Source organism: Paraburkholderia kirstenboschensis (genome assembly GCF_904848585.1).
Taxonomy (GTDB): domain Bacteria; phylum Pseudomonadota; class Gammaproteobacteria; order Burkholderiales; family Burkholderiaceae; genus Paraburkholderia; species Paraburkholderia kirstenboschensis.
The window spans coordinates 119382-136260 of sequence record NZ_CAJHCR010000014.1 but is presented as its reverse complement, the minus strand read 5'-3'; the positions used below and the strand labels follow the sequence as shown (position 1 = coordinate 136260).

The following is a 16879-nucleotide window of genomic DNA, read 5'->3' as shown; positions in this document are numbered from 1 at the left end:
CATAATGCCCGCATCGCATGCCCCTACATGCGGCGCCTTGCCTGCCGGTGTCTGCGCGAGCGCATCGCCATGACCACCGTTTTTGTGCTCATGCAACCGTTCAGCGGGATGGTGCTCGTCAAGAGTTTCTACCGATGTCTCGGAACTGCGGTGGGGGCAGTAGCAGGGGTGGTGCCCGGCGCGCTTTTCGTCCACCAGCCTGCGCTGCACGCGCTCGGCATGATCGCCTGGGTGAGCGCGTGCATCGCGGCGGCGGTGCGGTATCGGCATGTGAGGTGGTACGGCTTTGTTCTCGCGGGTTACACGGCAGCGCTGATCGGCATTCCGAATGTCGCGACGCCCGACGGTGTTTTCCTCGCGGCACTGACGCGTGCGGCGGAAGCGGGAGTCGGGATCATCTGCTCACGCGCAGTAAGCGCGTTGATTGTGCCTCAGCGCTCCGGTCTTGCACTGCTGCAAGCGCTGCAAGTCCGTTATGGGGATTTTACTGCGTTCGCTGTCGACGTGCTTTCGCTCGACAAAGACGTACGCAAGGACACTGGAACTTGCACCATACCGATAGCAATCGCCAGCTTCCACTTGTCCGCAGTCATGCGCACCGACAGCGACGAACATGCTGTTCGTTTCGATTGACCGAAGTAGGCTTACTAATGAGAACAACGCTATAAGGACGAGTCGAGCTCGGTCCTATAGATGGAGTTCACAAGGCGTATAGAGCCGAGATCCACTGGTATAGACTTCTGCGCTGCTCGCGATGGTGGCTTTTCGCCGTACACATCCAGCGCATGATTTTTTCCACGGAGAGGAGGGGCCTTCGCCCGAATGATGCCGGTCGCTATCTTGTACGCGAGACTTCGCCCTGACCTGCAGGGCGGCTCTTCACATGATCGATGAACGCGCGCAGCTTCGGCATGATCTGCCGGCGGCTCGGATAATAGAGAAACACACCCGGTATCACCGGCGCGAACCGCTCCAGCACTTCTACGAGTTTTCCGGTTCGCAGTCCTTCGGCGACCATCGGCTCCGGTAGCTGGGCAAGGCCTAAACCTTCCACTGCGGCACCGAGCATGGTGGGAAAGTCATGGGCGATGAAGGGGCCGCTTACCGCGATTTCGATCGCGTTGCCGCCGTTGTTGAACGACCATAGCGCGAGCGCGCCGTTGGATTTGCGCCATCGCAAGCACGCGTGTTGCCGCAGATCGTCTGTGTGCTCCGGCCGGCTGCGCCCTGCGAGGTACGCCGGGCTGCCGACTACGACGAAACGAAGCGGTGGCGTCAACGGCACCGCGACCATGTCGGCGTCGACGAACTGACCCAGCCGGATACCGGCATCGAACCCTTCAGTCGCAAGGTCGATCAGTTCGTTGCTTGCGGCGATCTCCACTTCGACCTCGGGATAAGCCCGGTGGAACGATGCAATCAGGGGATCCAGCAGGAGTGGCACCACCGCGCGCGGCACTGAAAGACGCAACAACCCGGTTGGCCGCTGGCCGAGATCACGCGCAACGTCGCTCGCGGCGACGAGTTCCTCGAAGGCAGGCTTTGCGCGCGAAAGAAATTGTTCGCCAGCTTCGGTCAGACCTACGCTACGCGTGGTGCGTATGAAGAGCGGGGCGCCAATGCGCTCTTCCAGCACACGCACCGCCTGGCTGATCGCCGACGGCGTCACGCCGAGTTCCGCGGCTGCCCTGCGAAAACTACGATGCCGAGCCACGCACAGGAACGCCTCCACGCCATCAAGCGCGCCCTGCCTGACTGTGAAGATCCGCTTCATAACCCGTCAACATTGTGATGAATAGTCGCTCGCGAGAGACGATGGTACACCTATGCCTGTGGGCAAGGAGTCGTGCAGATGTCGACTCGCAAGCCCTGGACAACCCGTCAGGACCGTGGAGGAACCTTGCAATGAACGATGCACTGGATGGCGTGCGCGACCACTATCGTGCGACCGGACTGACGGAGCGGCTGAAGATCGCGCTCTCGGTTTTTGGACCGGAGGATCAGCCGCTCACACCCCAGCAACTGGGCGGCCTCGACCAGTTTCACACTCGTGGGCTTGCGGCCACCGGCGAGCTTGCCAGATTGGCCGGAATCACCGCTGACATGTCGGTGCTGGACGTCGGTTCGGGTATTGGCGGGCCGGCCCGTTTTCTGGCTGCAACCTATGGCTGCCGGGTGACAGGCATCGACCTCAGCGAGCCGTTCGTGGATGCCGCACGCTATCTCACCCAGCGCACCGGGCAGAGCGAACAGGTGTCGTTCCGTGCCGCCAGCGCGCTGGAAATTCCGTTCGCCGACGAGCATTTCGACGCCGTATTTCTGCAGCACGTAGCGATGAACATCGCGGAGCGCACACGGCTTTATCGGGAGATCCAACGCGTGCTGAAGCCACGCGGCAGGTTTGCGACGTTCGACGTCGTCGCAAACGGCGGCGAGCCGCACTATCCCGTTCCCTGGGCGCGGACGCCGGCAACGAGCTTTCTCCTCACAGCCGACGCGACTCACGCGGCGATCGAACAAGCAGGCTTCCACACACTGGCATTGCAAGACGACACCGAGACCGCAAAGGCATGGTTTGCCCAGCTCCGCGCGTCAGGGCCGCCGCCCTCGCCCAATCTGGACGTGGTGATGGGGCTGGACTTCGCCCAGCTTGCCGCCAACCTCGGGCGAAATCTCCTCGAAGGTCGACTCGGCATATTGACAGCGGTGTTCGAGGCCGCATCCCCGAAGGCTGCAAATCACCTGGAGAACCGCTCATGACCGCCGTCTCCGTCCCCGTTGCAATCGCCCCGCGAGGTCCCGCGTGGCGCAGACTGCTTTGGCTCATCCCGTTGGTGGCGCTATGGATCGTGTTGATCTATTGGCAGCCGATTATCCCGACCAGCGGGGTTCCGACCACAGCTCATCAGTTGACGGCCCATGCGTTGATCGCGGTTGGTTTGTGGCTCGGCCTCGAAAGCACCGACCTCACGCCGGGTGAACGCCGTACGACCTGGCTCGCGGTCATGATCCCGGACACGCTTTGGTTCGCTGTTGCCTGGAGCGTGGCGATCAATGGCGCCTTCCGCACGGGTGCCTCACCCTTGCCGTTGTTGCCGTTGGCGATCTTCATGCCGCTGATGATCGGCCTGCCGCTGCTGCTGTTGTCGAAGCGGGTGGGGCGGGTGCTCGACGCGATGCCGGCGAGCTGGCTTGTCGCTCTTCAGCTTTACCGGGTATTCGGCAGCTGGGCGCTCGCTGCCTGGCTGCATGGGTTGCTGCCGGGCGTGTTCGCGTTGCCCGCGGGAATTGGCGATGTGTTGACCGGCCTCTTCGCGTTGCCGGTGGCAATCGCGGTGGCGAGCGGTGCGGCTCGAGGGCGCAAGGCGGCGATCGCCTGGAACATCTTCGGCCTCGCCGACTTCGCCGTCGCGATTACCTTGGGGATGATCACCTCGCCCGGCCCGTTCCAGTTGATCGTTCCGAGCATGCCGAGCATCGGCGCCGGCGGTTATCCAGAAGCGCTGACTCCTGCGTTCGTGGTGCCAGGGTCGATCCTGCTGCACGCGCTGTCGCTGCGCCAACTGATCCGGCGACGCGCCGCCTGATCTCCATCGTGGCTTTCAATGCGCCAGACAACACCTGTCAGGAGGCAACATGTCACCGGAGCTTCTCTTCCAATTACAACTCGTGTTGGGATATGTCGCGTGGCTGCTTTTCTTCCGTGCATATGTCTGGCCGAGGCTAAGGTCGGTGGACTCATTCGAAGCGCAACGCGCCATCGCTGCGTTGCACAGCTTCCGTTTCTTCGGGCTGGTCTTTATTCTGCCGGGTGTCGTCAGTCCCAATCTGCCCTCCGGCTTCGCAGTCTTCGCCGCATACGGTGACCTGGCAACGGGCGTTCTGGCGATGCTGGCGCTACTCACAGCACGGGTACGCCCACTGTTCTGGTTGTTAGTCGTAGCCTTCAATCTTGTGGGGGCGACCGACCTCATCCTCGACTACTATCACGCTATCCAGTCCGGTCTTCCTGCGCGCGCGGGGGAGTTGGGCGCTACGTACGCGATTCCGATTATCTACGTGCCTTTACTGATGATTACGCATGTTTCCGCCTTCTTTTTGATGCTGCGCCCTGAGCCCAAGGCGGCCCCGAGCCACGTGTCTTTCCGTAAGTCATGACATTAAACGCATAGCCTCCTGTCAGGAGGCGGCGTGACCGTGGGACGCTTCTGCACAGTCCTGAGCGTGTTGCGCGCGACAGCGTTCAAATCGGTAATGCTGCCCGAGCGGAATGCCTGACGTCGTGATGGGCGGGCCCCATACGGACCGTCAGCGAAGACTCACAGGCGCACGAGCGCGGTGACCGTCCAGCGGCACCGAAGATGCTATGCCCAATTGACCGCAATGGCCGATGAGCGGAAGAGAGGTTCGTATCGTCTCCCTGGTAGTTGTAGCCGTAGTTATAACGGAAGGGCGCTTTCGACACTGACCGCTCGACAGGAGTCGGCCAGACGCTGCCGCTCACCATCGTCGAGACAGCGGCATTCGAGCGACTGCTGTGCGTCAATCATCGGCTCCGATCCGCTTTACTTCGTGGCATTCGACGATGTGTGCGAAGCACGAAGTGTCGAGCATGAACGTTGGGTATGCGCAGGGCGAGATATCAAATCTTATGGAAATCTGAAGCACAACACCTACTACCTGGGAAAACGATAAGGATAGCTGCGTAAAGAAATGCCTAAGCTATAGCAGCGTCTAGCTCTTTCGGCGCGCGGTTGAGGTAGGTCTAGTCCGACGACGATGATGGGAGGTGTACGATGCCGAAGTACATGTGGACGAATGCATTGTTGGCATCTGCGGCTATCGCGATTGCAGGTTGTGGCGGGGATCAACTCAACCCTAGCGTGCCGCATTACGTATCGGATATCGCGGTCCCCAACATTAAGGCAGGCGTAAACTTCTCATTCGACATCGGCGTTGTTTCAGGTAGCCGATACTTTTTCACTGACAGAAATAACGCATCTCTGGATCAAATCGACATACCGTCGAAGACCTTCGTCAAGGCTATCCAGGGAACCGGGCCACTCGCGTTCACGGGACTTGGCCCGGGGCCGAATTCGCAGGCGGGTCCGGACGGCGCGACGGCTGTCGGCAACTTCATCTACGTGGGCGACGTGAACTCTGTGAAGGTAGTCGATCCCGCAGCGGGCGTCGTGACGAGCAAAATCACGGTTAGCGCGACGGGCGTGCGCGCAGATGAAGGTTGTCTGGATCCCACGCATGGCATCTTCATGATCTCCAGCCCGGAAGAGACGCCCCCGTTCGCCACATTCATCAACACGTCCACGCAGACCGTCGTCGCCAAGGTGACGTTCACGGACCTCGCAGGCAAGCCCACCGCGGGCCTCGAAGCGTGCCGGTACGACGTCGCGAGCGACAACTTCTATGTGAACGTTGACGGAAGCACGGCGAATCCTCATGGCGAACTGGTGAAATTGCCGGGGGCGTCGATTCGCGCCATACCCAACGGTGGCACGCAAAATTACACAACCCTTTCGGGCGTCGCGATGTACCCCGAAGGCAATTGTGATCCTACCGGGCTGGCACTGGGACCCGGAAGCGATATCGCGGTTGGATGCCGGGAAGGTACGACTGGCGCGCCGTTGCTCATGCAGATTTTCAACCGGTCGAACGGTGCGCTCGTGGCGTCCCTGAACGCAGGCGGCGGCGATCAGCTCGAATATGATGCGCCCACCAATCGCTACTACAACGCGGCGAGCCGGTGGACGTCTTCTGGCAATGCGTCGACCAACGGCGCGTGCTCGGCCGCGTCGCCATGCACTCCCGTGTTGACTATCGTCGACGCCGGCAACCGCAGTGTCGTCGCCCGCCTCAATACGGGCAATAACGCGCATTCAGTTGCGATTGACCCGGCGACCGGGCTTATTTTCGTTCCATACTCTTCCGCGACATCGCCGGCGGGGTGTCCGGGTTGCGCGGCAAACGGGTTCGTCAATGGCGGGGTGTCGGTGTTCGCCGCCAGGTGAGGCGCGGCATAGCTTCAGGCTTCACTTGCGCGACATCTTCAGGCGCCATGTGATAGCAGACTGAAAGGCGGCGTGCCGACCTGGAGATACGTCTCGCCGCCCGACCAATCCCATCAGCACTCGGTTGACGAGCGCGAAAATAGAACCGATGGCGCCGTTTCGAAGAAGTACGGGTATAAATTCTAAAGCTTCAGACGCAAGCCGATGTTCATCAAAAGTAGACGTCCGACGTCATCGGGAAGATTGATGACCCGATGAAAAAGCATGGCTTGAATGTCGCGCACGTCGAAGCACACCACGCGGCGTGAATGGCTTCTAGTGTGCTTCATCCACCGGTTGAATCCGCCCCTCGAAGCGGCCTCTGAAGGGGTGCTGTGCCGACAGGCCGAAGCGGGCCGACTCCAGGCGACCGTACGCGTCGCTGGTCGGCTCACTTTCTGCCGCTCGCCTTACCTGGCCAGCGGTCGTTCGGCCGACTGATTTACTCCAAAACCCACTGATATTCGGCGCACGCGTGTCGGCCTTTGCTGACGTTCGAAGGCGGCCAAAAAATCCGACCGTTTGTCGGGCACATCGGACATTCAATGCCAACCTGATGTGGCATCTACTTCAAATGATTTGTCATGCGTTAGTGAATTAGGCGGGTTCAGCGCTCCTGTTCCGGCAATTGCTTGCGCAACTCCAAGCTACAGTTGATGCACTTGCAGCGAGGCAAATCAACAATGAGCAGATATCAGACGGTCCTTCTGGAAATTTTGGCTAGTGAGGGATTCGAGGATTGCATGTCCCCGGGGGCGCCGGTCTCGTCCGAGAGCATTGCAGACGAAGTGACGCAGCTCTGCGCTGACATGCAGGGGCAACTGGCGAGGCTCGCACAGTTCCGCGATTATCCCGACTTGATGCTGACGGCGGTGGACGAGCTGATGGTCAACACGGATGTTCTGCGCGTGCTGGCCGTGGCTCGGCTAAAACTGGAGCTGGCGGCGGCAGAGGACGGTTCCCGTATGCTCGCCGCACCTGAAGGAGCGATACTCCATTAGCCTGGCTCACTGCGATTCTGGCTGCTTCTGATGCTTGCCGTGCTTGTGTGAACGATGATGGCTCGAGTGGGTACTGGTCGGCGCGGACGTGTTGTCTCCTCCGGCAGTCGGGGCCGCCGTCGCCGCGCCGTGTGCGTTGCCGCCGCCCGATCCGCCGTTGCCGTTGCCGCCCGCTTGCGCACTGGCCGTACCGGAAACGGCCAATGCGGCCAGAAGTACAAGCATCAATTGAATGCCTCGCATGTTTAGCTCCCTGGATAGTTGACCCCCTCGCTGGGGCGAAGCGACCGTCACCGCGCCGCAGGCAAAAGAGAGCACACGCAATGCCTGAAGGTCGCGCGAGGTCGCCAGGCAGCGACATCGCCAATCGCGATCTTTTGTGTCCCAGACCGCAGTTCGCGCCGGCGCGGCGTGTGAAGATCCGTCGCACGAATCGCTGACGCGGTACGCACCAGCGACGTTCAAAAACATAAGCGCGGTACGGGGACCTCCACATGAAAAAATATCCAGGTTTTCTCTTCGCCCTTTTGCTCGCTGCCTGTGGCGGCGGCGGAGGGGGCGGCAGCAACGCCACCACGGCATCGTCTGCACCTTCGTCCACCAGTCCCAAAGCATGTACAGACGGCCCGTACACGACGGACGCTACAAAAGTCTGCACCGACGCGAGCGGCAATCTCGTCACGGCATATGTCTATGTGCAGCCGAAGACGGTCATTCCCGACGGAACCGTCATCACCGCGGACACCACGTGGCCGGCGAGCGGCTCTCCATATTTGCTCGCCGGTACGGTGCGGGTCGCGCCGGGCGTCACGTTGACGATCCCCGACAATACGGTGGTGGAGACTTACCGCTCAGTGCCCTGCACGGCCGATTGTGTGGGAACGATTCCGACGAAAGGCATCATCAACGTGGCGGGCACGCTCAATGTGGGAAGCCAGGGTCCGGTCCAACTGCTGGGCGTGACGGCTGCCAACACGTCGTTGGCGCAAGACGCGGGTGGCGGCACGGTCAGCATCACGCATACGGTGTTGCAGGACGCGTTCGTACAGATCAACGACGCCGCACCGTTTTCGCTGACAAACAGCCAGGCCACGCACCTGAACGTCACGCCGATCGTTCGCAGTGGGGTGACGACTTATGAAGCCGGCACGAACGGCTACCCGCGCTTGAGCAGGTCCGCGATCGTGAAGGGCAATACGTTCGTCGACTCCGCGGCCTTCGCTTTCGATCCGTCGGTCTTCGTGCAAAACAACCTGTTCATTAACATGGTCGACCCGCTCGTGCTAATCGACGCGTTCCCGGCCAATGGACAGGCGCCCTCCGGCATCGCGCAACGGAACTCGTTTCTCTTCAAGAAGGATTCACCGAATGGGAATCGCCTTGTGATCGAGTCTCACGGCACTTACAACGCTTCCACGGTTCATTCGCTCGACTTCACGAACAACTTCTGGGGCGTGACGGATAACACGACCATCCAGTCGCGCGTGCGGGATAGCACCGACACTGCCAACCCGCGGCTGCCCAACGTGATCCTCTACGCACCGCCGCTTCAGAGTCCCGATGCCGCCACGCCGACGGACCCGCAAAGCGCGACGCCAAATGTGTAAGCACTGAGACAGCGCGATCGGCGTGGGGAGGTGCTGCGCGCAGCACCTCCCGCTCGCATCGACCGATAGTCGACCGATAGCCGATCACGTTGACCACGTCGACCAGCCGGTAGAGGCGGGCGCGCTCGCCCGTCGCCCAGCGACCGCAGTCCGCATCCCTGGCAGGCAATCAGGCCGAGTTGCCCCGCGCGTGGAGGCCGCTTCATGCTGGCGCCCCGGCGCCGGTCTGTTCCCACCGCTATCGGGAAAACTAGCCAAGAGCGTTTAACTCCCGCAGCGTGCGCGCTTCAAAATGCGACGTCGCGTAGTCGACGAACGCCCGGACCTTCGCCGTCATCAAGCTCCGGTCGCGGTACGCAAGCTTCAGCTCGACCTCGCCGTTTATCAGCTCGAAGCCAGGCAGCAGCCGGACCAGCCGGCCGTCGTCCAGATCCTTGCCGATCATCGTGAGAGGCAGCGCGCCAAGACCGGCGCCGCCTACACCAGTTCCTTGTTGAGTGCAGCGTTGTTCGTCGACACGTCGTGTTCCAGTGGCACTGCAATCTCATCGCCATCACGCCGGAACCGCAACTCTGGCTCGCTGATCGATGCAAGTATCGTGACGAAGCGGAATGCGGCGAGGTCTTCGGGCCTTTGAGGCAGCTTGCGCCGCTGCAGATAGCTGCGCGAGCCGACCAGGACCAGCGGCAGACGGTACAGGCGACGCTCGGCATGCCTGCAATAACAATTCGTCTATGGATCCGAGTCGTTCCATTTCGATCAGCTCAGTACTCTGGAAACTGGCCCTAAGCCAGCTATTCTGGGATGTAGTGATGCATCCTGGCGCTTCGCAGATTCTGCTTACTCTCAACGCCAGGAGTGCGAATGTCGCCTCATTGGCGCATGGGGCGGCGGGAGGTTGCTATGTGCAAGTTGACTGGTGGGGTCGCACGATTGCTCGCCTTCGCTGCTTGTGGCGGATTAGTGCTGGAGGGTCAATCGAAACCGGTTTGTCCCACCTATGTGGAACTGCAGTCCGGCACGATCTTCGATATCGCAAAACTGGTTGAGGACAGCGGATCGCCGGCTGCGGCACTGAAGAAGGCTCGCACCGATCTGGCGCAAGTCAAAAGGTATGGAGGGTGCAAAAGCCTGGAGCACACTCGACATTACGGGGAGTGCACAGAAATAGTAGCGGCAGCCGAGGAAGCAATCAGCGCCCTGGAGCGTTGCGTGGGCGAGGATGCCTCGAACGCCGCTAATCCGACGACGGGTGAGTAAATGCCGGATGGAAGAATGCCAGTTAAGTCGAGCGCGAAAGAGCGCGCTCGTTTTTGCCCCGGTTGAAATACCAGCAATGCTGGAACTTCGCATTCAGCGGATTTTCCAGTGCGCGGCAACTGCACGGCTGCACTGCATGTGTGCCGAGCGCACCTTGAACCTTTGAGCGGTTGGTATCTAGCAATTGGCTGCCGTGCCCACTCTCGCGATCTCGTGTCGCGAGACGAATTTGTCATGAATCGTATGCTAGTGCACAAGTGTAGATACTGCGCTCGGGGAAGAGCCCAGAAGTCGACTGCGCGAATCGTCGAGAGAAGCTGGCGACGAACATGCCAGCAATGCCTCGCTGATGAGACCGGCGTCATTGATTCGCACGGCCGCCAACGCGAGGTTGTATGCCGCGGTCGGATCGATAGGGTCGAGCTTGCGTGCATGGGAAAAACTGTCGATGGCATCCTGCCATGCACCCGATGATAGATAGACGCTGCCTAATGCAATCCACACGGCAGGATCGCCCGGCGCCAGGCGGGTCGCCCGGGTGGCATAGTCCAAGGCTTCAGCATCGTCGCCCAGTGCGCTGAGGCAATTACTGCCCTTTATAAGTCCACATAGCTTGTTGCTCTGTGCGAGTTTCTGATAAAGAGGAAGTGCTTCAGCACGGCGCCCGAGTTTTTCGAGGCAGATGGCCTCATTGAAAACGACGGCATCGTCCTCTACGTGAGTTAGAAAAGCGTCGTACGCGCGGACCGCTCCTTCATACTGGCAGAGCCGCATTAGCGTGTCGCCGTGTTCACGGAGCTGCTCGCCCTCTAATTTTGACAGTGAGGTACTCCCGCCATGGACGATTCGCGGAGAACGTGACCTTAGCTTCTTCAGTAACACCAGTGCACAGACGATCATGCACATTATGGTATTGCCGACGTTAACCCAGAACATTTCGTTGGGTTGGCCTCCGCTGACTTCAAGAAGCATGAGCGCGAAGGTGAGGTTACTTAGAAACCAGATTCCCCACGAAACGAGGCTGTAGCTGCGAACGTCAGCGTCGCGCGTCATCACTTTCCTTATGGTTGGAAGATAGGCGAGTATGCGTGCCCCGTTCCAGATCAGGAACATTGCGGTGATCCAGTGACTTGAGTAGTAAGACATGCTGTTTCCCAGTGCCACGGCGACAGACCGTCAGGGACCGACGGCTTTGTCGTGTGCGTGCGTTGAGGCAGAGGCAAAGGCCGGGACGAGGGCGCAGTAAAGGTCGGGCAGGCATTGGGCAAACGCCGGATTGTTCGTTGCGCTCGCGCCACTCGACGGTAACCTGATGGATGGCGGCGCACGGTATGTGCTGACGACGGTCGGTCGACCCGCGGTGACATCGATGGAGTCTTCAACCGACATTGCCGCTGTACCTGCATTGACTATACCGGCTCCGCTTGCCGCGACGAGCGCGACGGACATCGCGGCCAGCCTGTTTGTGTTTGGCTTCATTACCGATCTCCCGACTTTTGCGTAGCGCCGCTGTCATAGCGCGCCATTGCTATAGGATCGGTCAGGGCGGCCTTCGAATAGCCTTCTGATCGCTCAGGCGGAGCGGCAAACCTGTGCGTCTATCGCGTCCGGACGGACTGGTACAGGTTTTGGGTCGACGCAGAAGGCTCTATGCCGAGTGTGACCGACAGTATCTGCCGGCAATGACGGTATGCATCCAGGGCCTCAGCGATACGGCCTTGCTCACTCAGCGAGAAGATCAACGAACGATGAAATTCCTCGTTGAGAGGATCGTTCTCGACGGCCCGTCGCGAAAGGCTCGTCAAGGCGGGCCAGTTGCGAAGGCGCTGTAGCTCGAGCCCGACGCTCGCTATCGCCCGGGTGAATTGGCTTTGAAATCGGGCCCGGGCGGCGATGACCCACGGAGTGTCCTCGCCGTGCAGAAACTCGCCCGAATAGAGAAGCAGGAGTTCGTCGGCCAACTGCGCCCATCCGGTTGCATCGGTATTGGGCGAGGTGGCTTGTTCGACCTTCTGACAAAGGCGCGCGAAGTTCCACGTATCCACGCGGAACTGTTTCGCGTCGAGAGTAACGCAACCGTCCTGCATGACGACGGCATCGTCGCGGCCCACCAGCTTGCGCAGTCGATGCAACGCGAGTTCGAATGCGTTTTGTCCTGAGTCCCCTTCGAGGGCGGGCCACAACTGATCGATGAGTGTGACTTTCGGGGCATGTCGGCCCGGATGAGCGATGATGGCCTCAAGCAATTCAAGCGGCTTGCGCTGTGGCTTACCATTGAAGCGCAGTGGCTCATCGTCGACGAACACGGTCAGTCCACCAAAGGTGTTGACGCGAATGGCCCACGGCCAGGGGTCGACGTCGGGCGACTCGGGAAGCAGCCGTTCGCGCCTGATGAACGCGCGCACATATTCACACTCGATGCCGTTTTTCAACGCCAACGCGAGCAGGCGCTGCATCGCTTCCGGGCGCGCCCACGGATGGATGAAGCAGAACTGATGCGTGCAGCCAATGCTCAATCCGCGTCTAAGAGGATCCAACGCGGATTGAGTGTCTCCGGATTGAAGCCGGCAGTATGCGGAGAGGAGCAGACCGGCGTGCTCGAACAGCGGGCTACGCATGTCCTTTGCGATCTTCAACATCTCGTCCAGATGCGTCTGCGCCGCCGCGCACTGCCCGGTACAGATCAACGACTGAGCCAGAGCGTTCCGACACAGCGCAGCGCCGACTGGCATGCCACATGCGAGCGCAGCCGTCAGGCTGCGTTCGCCATATTGCACTGCTGCGTCCAGATCGCCGTCGAGCAGATGGCGGCCAGACTTCAGAAAATTGAAAAGCGCAGTGTCCGGTCCTGCGCCGGTCTGAAGCAGACTCTCCATGACGTTCAGGCTGTGCTCCGCTGCATCGAACTGGCGCCCCGCCAGGCAGGCATACGCTCGTTGCGCATGGATGTAGCGGTCCATCGCGTGCACGCCGCTTTCGCGTGCAATGACAAGAGCCGCGTCAAGAAGCGAGAGAGCCTCGGCCGGAGAGCCGGTGCTCCAGTGGTAGCGAGCCTGTTGCAGCCGCCAGCAGATCAATGGGAGCGGTGCGACGTCCGCTTCGACCGGGGATTGCTCGACCGTGCGCAAGAGAAGCGCGGCCTTCGGGAAATCCCCTTGCCACACGTGATGCATGAGCAGTACCGCACCCGTCCTCAGACGCTGCTCGATACCCGACATCGTCGAGAGCAAATGCCAGGCTCGCTCAACCCATTGAGGCAGCTTCGGATGATCGGGCCGACGAAAGATGATTCCTTGCAAACAAGGTACAAGCCGCGCTTCCAGAGAGGGGGGCAGCGCATGCGGGATTTTTTCGAGTGCGTCCTCGAACGCGTCGATCCATTCGTCCGCCGGGTGAAGGTCCTCCGCCCGTTCGAGGAAGAACGTTTCGATCACCGCCGCGGCGCACATCAGACTACCGACCACGTCGTGCTCCTGCCTGAAACACCGGAAAGCGTCTTTGAACGCGGCACGGGCGTTGTCAGAAGTGAATGGCATGCGAGCAGCGCCGAGCCAGTACGTGAGCCAGGGCGCGCGCTTGCGCACGCTCTCGTCCGTGAGGCAGATCCAGTCTTCAAGGGTCCGGTGCCTGCCCTGGCTCAATAGACTGTCCGCATGTTCGCAAATCAGACGGACCAGAGCCTCGCCCTCATTCGCGAGCGAATAGAGCGCCACCGCCTGTTCAATCTGGCCTCGCTCTTCGAGCACACGACCGGCTTGTGCGGCGAGCCTTTTGCAGGTTGCCGGTCTGTACACCTGCCGTGCACGATAGAGCAGGAACTCGCGAAAGAGCGCGTGGTACTGATAGGTGATCTCCGCACCGCTGCGCCGTTCGGTGAACATGTGTCGGCGATAGAGCAAGTCGAGAATGCTTGCCGCGTTTGAGCGGCCCGAAATTCTGCTCGCGGTCTCCACGGTCATGTTGGGGAGAAACGCTGACCGCATCAGGAAGTCACGCATCGGCGCGGGCGCCTGGTCGAACACAAGACCGGCGAAGTAGTTGAAGACGGCCTCAGTCGCCTCAGGTGCAAATGACTCCGATGCGACGCTGGCGTGCCCAATGCGCTCGAGCATGAGCATCAGCCCTGCGACCCATCCGTCCGACTGCCGCTGCAATAGCTGCAGAGACTCATTGTCCAGGCTGTGCCTGGTCATCGCAATTTCGGCGGTTTCGGCGAGGGTCAGCCGCAACTGCTCCCATCCGATGACCGCAAGCTTCTCATTTGCGACGAGCCTGACGAGCTCAGGCGGTGGCTCTGTCAGGCTGATGATGATCAACCGGATGCGTTCGGGCCGCTCTTGCGCTGCTCTTTCGACGATCCGGTGCAGCACCGTGCCTGCGCCCGCCTCCTGATAGTTATCGAGCACGAGCACAGCCTTGTCGGGCAGCCGGGCGAAGAGCTCCCGGAACCAGTTCTGCGCGAACCCAACCGGGTCTGCCTCGAACTCGGGCGTGAACAGCGGCAGACGCGCTGCGCCCTTGCCGTGCACGCAGGAAAGCGCGGCCTCACGCAGGTAGAAAAAGAACGTCGCCGGGTGCCGGTCGGCCGCGTCGACCTGGAACCATATGCCGGGCAAACGGCGAGTGGCCAGATAGCTCGCAACGAGCGAAGTCTTGCCAGCGCCCGGCGGACCGGTGATCCAGGTGATCGCGTGGTCTTGCTGCGCGTCGAGCAGAGCGAAAAGGCGCGGCCGGGCAATGGTCCGGTGCAATCGTGGGCGTGTCAATTTCGCGAGTAGCGGTTTGCTGTTCGCCATTTGCTCTTACCTGCGTCGGCCACGAGACAGCCCGGATCTCGTGCGCCAACTCAGCACTATTGGCCGACTCGCCGTACCGGAATGTCCCCGGAAGGTCGCGTTCCGCCACGCTTCCGCTCAAATCAGACACGTGCAGCCGGCACGTCCGAGGCAACTAGTGCAACCCTACCTATTGCGGTGGACGGCTCAAGCAGAGGCGCCCAGCGTATCGTTCCGCGTCAAGCCGGGAACAATCGCAGGACCCTATCGATACGATTTCTAATCGATTTCGGGGAGATGTCAAGACACTTTCAGCAACGGTGGATTTGATGCGCTCTCCGTATGGCGACGATCGCCGGTCGTCACAAGGACAGGCTGAATGCCGCCAATCGTAAGCGAAGCGGTTACGGGGTCTGCTCGAAGCGAACGGGCGGCGTTGCCGCCTCGTTCACGTGAAGGCGGAAGACGTCCGGGCGTGCATAGTGGCCGACAACATCGAAGTCAAATTTGCCTCTAGCCAGGTCACCAAGGTCGAGGTCCTGAACGAGTAGCGCATCTTCATCGAATACGGGGCCGGCCAGCACCGTGCCGAGAGGCGCCACAATGCAACTGCCGCCGCGCATCAGAACGGAGTTCTGATCATTGCCCTGGACCGCCGCATAGCTGTCCGGGGCATCGCTGCGCCGTAGATGCTGGCACGCAGAGAGAACGAAACAACGGCCTTCCATCGCAATGTGCTGCATGGATGAGACCCACGTGGGGCGGCTGTCCGCTGTCGGTGCACAGTAGATCTGGATATCTATCAATTAGAAGTTGGAGAAACTACGTTCGTACACCTTATGCCGTCGCCAATTGAGTCGGCTAGAACATTGGATCGCGTAATTGACAAGCATCGATATTCCAACCGAGACCACGGATAGGGACGCGGCCAGGAGCATCGTCGGATGCATTGGCGCATGTCCGGCGTGTTGAAGCAGAAGCTGTTGAACCGGAAAGTGAACGATGCATACGATGAGGCTTGCGCGGCCAATTGCGCTCATCGTTCGCCCGACACCGGGAACGTCCCCGATCAACGACGCTATCGAGTACACGAGATAACAGCCAAGCAAGGCGGATAGAGTCGTGAGTCCTGCGTTGTCATAGCGCCGAAGGTTCAGATCCATCGACGACCCAGGTAGAGCCTGAACAAAGACGAAGGCTGCAGCGACGCACAGGATTAGCCAGCTGTTCGGACGCAGAGTCAGCAGGAAGCGGCGGCACACATGGCCGGCCAGCACGAACGCGAGCGAAAGAGGCAGTAGATCGATGCTCCACGGAAGTTGAGCGGGCGCGTCCGGTCGATCGAATTGGTGCAACGCCCAGCTTCCTGTTGCAATCAATGCAATTGCAGCCAAGCCACATATCGCGCGTCGATAGGCCACGCGTCGCGTCAGCCGCGTGACCACGTACGCCAAGATCGACACCAACCAGAGATGAGGCAGGAACCATAGCGTTACCCAGGGAACCGTCGCGCCCGACGCATACAGCGCCCCAGAGACAGTCTGCGCAGCGCGGGACATCGACAGCGGCATTTGCCACAAAGCCTGCGCTATAACCACTGCTGCATAGGGCAGGAGCAGAGACCTGGAGCGCGTCGCAATGACGTCGCGCCATTGCGCGTCCTCACGAATAAACATTCCGGTGGCTACGAAGAAAACCGGTAACGCGAACGCGAGTAGTGCATCAAAGACTCCGCCACCGTGCTTAAGCAGCATTGGGTTATGAATTGCAACAATTCCGAGCATCGCGATGCCTTTGGCGACGTCGACATGCAGCGAGCGCTTTCCGCTGAAAGAAAAATAATTTGGCAGATGATGCGTAGCCCTGATGGTCGCGAAAGTTGAAAGAATGAACACAGCCCCTCCCATGTCGAGCATGGTGCGCCCCGAGACGTACAGGGCAAGCAGCAATGAACTACGGGCTGAGCTTGGATCGGCATGACCTTCCGATGGCCTACCGATCGCATGAATTCATGCCGCGCGCCGGCACCTGTTGGCTTTCCGGAACGGGAGCAGGTTTTTGACCGCACCGGAGGGACTAGTTGACAGTGTGATCGACAGGGTATGGCGATGCGACTCTCGCATTCGTCTGGCCTCGTCTGGCATACGCCGGCCGCAAGCAAACATTCGGCA

General features: G+C 60.5%; 13 protein-coding genes and 2 pseudogenes. 8 read left to right on the top strand and 7 right to left on the bottom strand.

Annotation, left to right across the window (positions count from 1 at the left end):
* Positions 1-60: 60 nt before the first annotated feature.
* Positions 61-510 (top strand): annotated as a pseudogene (locus JMY24_RS28115) (FUSC family protein); the annotation flags it as partial.
* Positions 511-835: 325 nt separating this feature from the next.
* On the opposite strand, the gene JMY24_RS28110 reads toward JMY24_RS28115, so the two are convergent.
* The gene (locus tag JMY24_RS28110; RefSeq protein ID WP_128597117.1) at positions 836-1774 is read right to left on the bottom strand and encodes a LysR family transcriptional regulator; all 939 of its coding nucleotides are present in this window, start codon (positions 1772-1774) and stop codon (positions 836-838) included.
* A gap of 131 nt (positions 1775-1905) precedes the next feature.
* Here JMY24_RS28110 and JMY24_RS28105 point away from each other — a divergent pair, with 131 nt between their 5' ends.
* The 5 genes from JMY24_RS28105 to JMY24_RS28085 all read left to right on the top strand — a co-directional run bounded on the left by JMY24_RS28105 (position 1906) and on the right by JMY24_RS28085 (position 7066).
* Positions 1906-2760: a class I SAM-dependent methyltransferase gene (locus tag JMY24_RS28105; RefSeq protein WP_128597115.1), complete on the top strand. Its 855-nt coding sequence runs from the start codon at positions 1906-1908 to the stop codon at positions 2758-2760.
* A 179-nt stretch (positions 2761-2939) separates the two neighbouring features.
* A complete protein-coding gene (locus tag JMY24_RS28100; protein ID WP_236597543.1) occupies positions 2940-3587 on the top strand; it encodes an MFS transporter in 648 nt (215 codons plus the stop codon).
* A gap of 49 nt (positions 3588-3636) precedes the next feature.
* Positions 3637-4158: a hypothetical protein gene (locus JMY24_RS28095; protein ID WP_128597111.1), complete on the top strand. Its 522-nt coding sequence runs from the start codon at positions 3637-3639 to the stop codon at positions 4156-4158.
* 638 nt (positions 4159-4796) lie between these two features.
* On the top strand, positions 4797-6026 hold the full coding sequence (locus JMY24_RS28090; RefSeq protein WP_128597109.1) for a YncE family protein: 1230 nt from the start codon (positions 4797-4799) through the stop codon (positions 6024-6026).
* Between the two features lie 722 nt (positions 6027-6748).
* The gene (locus JMY24_RS28085; protein ID WP_128585792.1) at positions 6749-7066 is read left to right on the top strand and encodes a hypothetical protein; all 318 of its coding nucleotides are present in this window, start codon (positions 6749-6751) and stop codon (positions 7064-7066) included.
* Positions 7067-7072: 6 nt separating this feature from the next.
* On the opposite strand, the gene JMY24_RS28080 is transcribed toward JMY24_RS28085, so the two are convergent.
* Entirely contained in the window at positions 7073-7309 is a 237-nt protein-coding gene (locus tag JMY24_RS28080) for a hypothetical protein (protein ID WP_128597107.1), read from the bottom strand.
* Positions 7310-7560: 251 nt separating this feature from the next.
* Between JMY24_RS28080 and JMY24_RS28075 the strand changes: the two genes are divergently transcribed.
* Positions 7561-8673 carry a hypothetical protein gene (locus JMY24_RS28075; protein ID WP_128597106.1) on the top strand — a complete coding sequence of 371 codons (1113 nt, stop codon included), beginning with the start codon at positions 7561-7563 and terminating at the stop codon, positions 8671-8673.
* A gap of 250 nt (positions 8674-8923) precedes the next feature.
* Here JMY24_RS28075 and JMY24_RS38540 read toward each other — a convergent pair whose 3' ends face one another.
* Positions 8924-9118: a type 2 periplasmic-binding domain-containing protein gene (locus JMY24_RS38540; RefSeq protein WP_236597542.1), complete on the bottom strand. Its 195-nt coding sequence runs from the start codon at positions 9116-9118 to the stop codon at positions 8924-8926.
* A 458-nt stretch (positions 9119-9576) separates the two neighbouring features.
* Between JMY24_RS38540 and JMY24_RS28065 the strand changes: the two genes are divergently transcribed.
* Positions 9577-9933 (top strand): hypothetical protein, encoded by a 357-nt coding sequence (locus JMY24_RS28065; protein ID WP_128597105.1) that lies wholly within the window; start codon positions 9577-9579, stop codon positions 9931-9933.
* Between the two features lie 246 nt (positions 9934-10179).
* Here JMY24_RS28065 and JMY24_RS28060 read toward each other — a convergent pair whose 3' ends face one another.
* From JMY24_RS28060 to JMY24_RS28045, 4 genes and pseudogenes are all read right to left on the bottom strand, one after another.
* The gene (locus JMY24_RS28060; protein ID WP_128597104.1) at positions 10180-11079 is read right to left on the bottom strand and encodes a tetratricopeptide repeat protein; all 900 of its coding nucleotides are present in this window, start codon (positions 11077-11079) and stop codon (positions 10180-10182) included.
* Positions 11080-11531: 452 nt separating this feature from the next.
* Entirely contained in the window at positions 11532-14729 is a 3198-nt protein-coding gene (locus tag JMY24_RS28055; RefSeq protein WP_201703311.1) for a BTAD domain-containing putative transcriptional regulator, read from the bottom strand.
* Positions 14730-15112: 383 nt separating this feature from the next.
* Positions 15113-15505 (bottom strand): annotated as a pseudogene (locus tag JMY24_RS28050) (nitrilase-related carbon-nitrogen hydrolase); the annotation flags it as partial.
* Positions 15506-15514: 9 nt separating this feature from the next.
* The gene (locus JMY24_RS28045; RefSeq protein WP_164853746.1) at positions 15515-16657 is read right to left on the bottom strand and encodes an acyltransferase family protein; all 1143 of its coding nucleotides are present in this window, start codon (positions 16655-16657) and stop codon (positions 15515-15517) included.
* Between the last annotated feature and the right edge of the window lie 222 nt (positions 16658-16879).

Bases quoted from the DNA above. Each gene is read 5' to 3' on its own strand.
- JMY24_RS28110 (WP_128597117.1), bottom strand. From the start codon at position 1,774: ATGAAGCGGATCTTCACAGTCAGGCAGGGCGCGCTTGATGGCGTGGAG.
- JMY24_RS28105 (WP_128597115.1), top strand. From the start codon at position 1,906: ATGAACGATGCACTGGATGGCGTGCGCGACCACTATCGTGCGACCGGA.
- JMY24_RS28095 (WP_128597111.1), top strand. From the start codon at position 3,637: ATGTCACCGGAGCTTCTCTTCCAATTACAACTCGTGTTGGGATATGTC.
- JMY24_RS28090 (WP_128597109.1), top strand. From the start codon at position 4,797: ATGCCGAAGTACATGTGGACGAATGCATTGTTGGCATCTGCGGCTATC.
- JMY24_RS28085 (WP_128585792.1), top strand. From the start codon at position 6,749: ATGAGCAGATATCAGACGGTCCTTCTGGAAATTTTGGCTAGTGAGGGA.
- JMY24_RS28080 (WP_128597107.1), bottom strand. From the start codon at position 7,309: ATGCGAGGCATTCAATTGATGCTTGTACTTCTGGCCGCATTGGCCGTT.
- JMY24_RS28075 (WP_128597106.1), top strand. From the start codon at position 7,561: ATGAAAAAATATCCAGGTTTTCTCTTCGCCCTTTTGCTCGCTGCCTGT.
- JMY24_RS38540 (WP_236597542.1), bottom strand. From the start codon at position 9,118: ATGATCGGCAAGGATCTGGACGACGGCCGGCTGGTCCGGCTGCTGCCT.
- JMY24_RS28065 (WP_128597105.1), top strand. From the start codon at position 9,577: ATGTGCAAGTTGACTGGTGGGGTCGCACGATTGCTCGCCTTCGCTGCT.
- JMY24_RS28060 (WP_128597104.1), bottom strand. From the start codon at position 11,079: ATGTCTTACTACTCAAGTCACTGGATCACCGCAATGTTCCTGATCTGG.
- JMY24_RS28055 (WP_201703311.1), bottom strand. From the start codon at position 14,729: ATGGCGAACAGCAAACCGCTACTCGCGAAATTGACACGCCCACGATTG.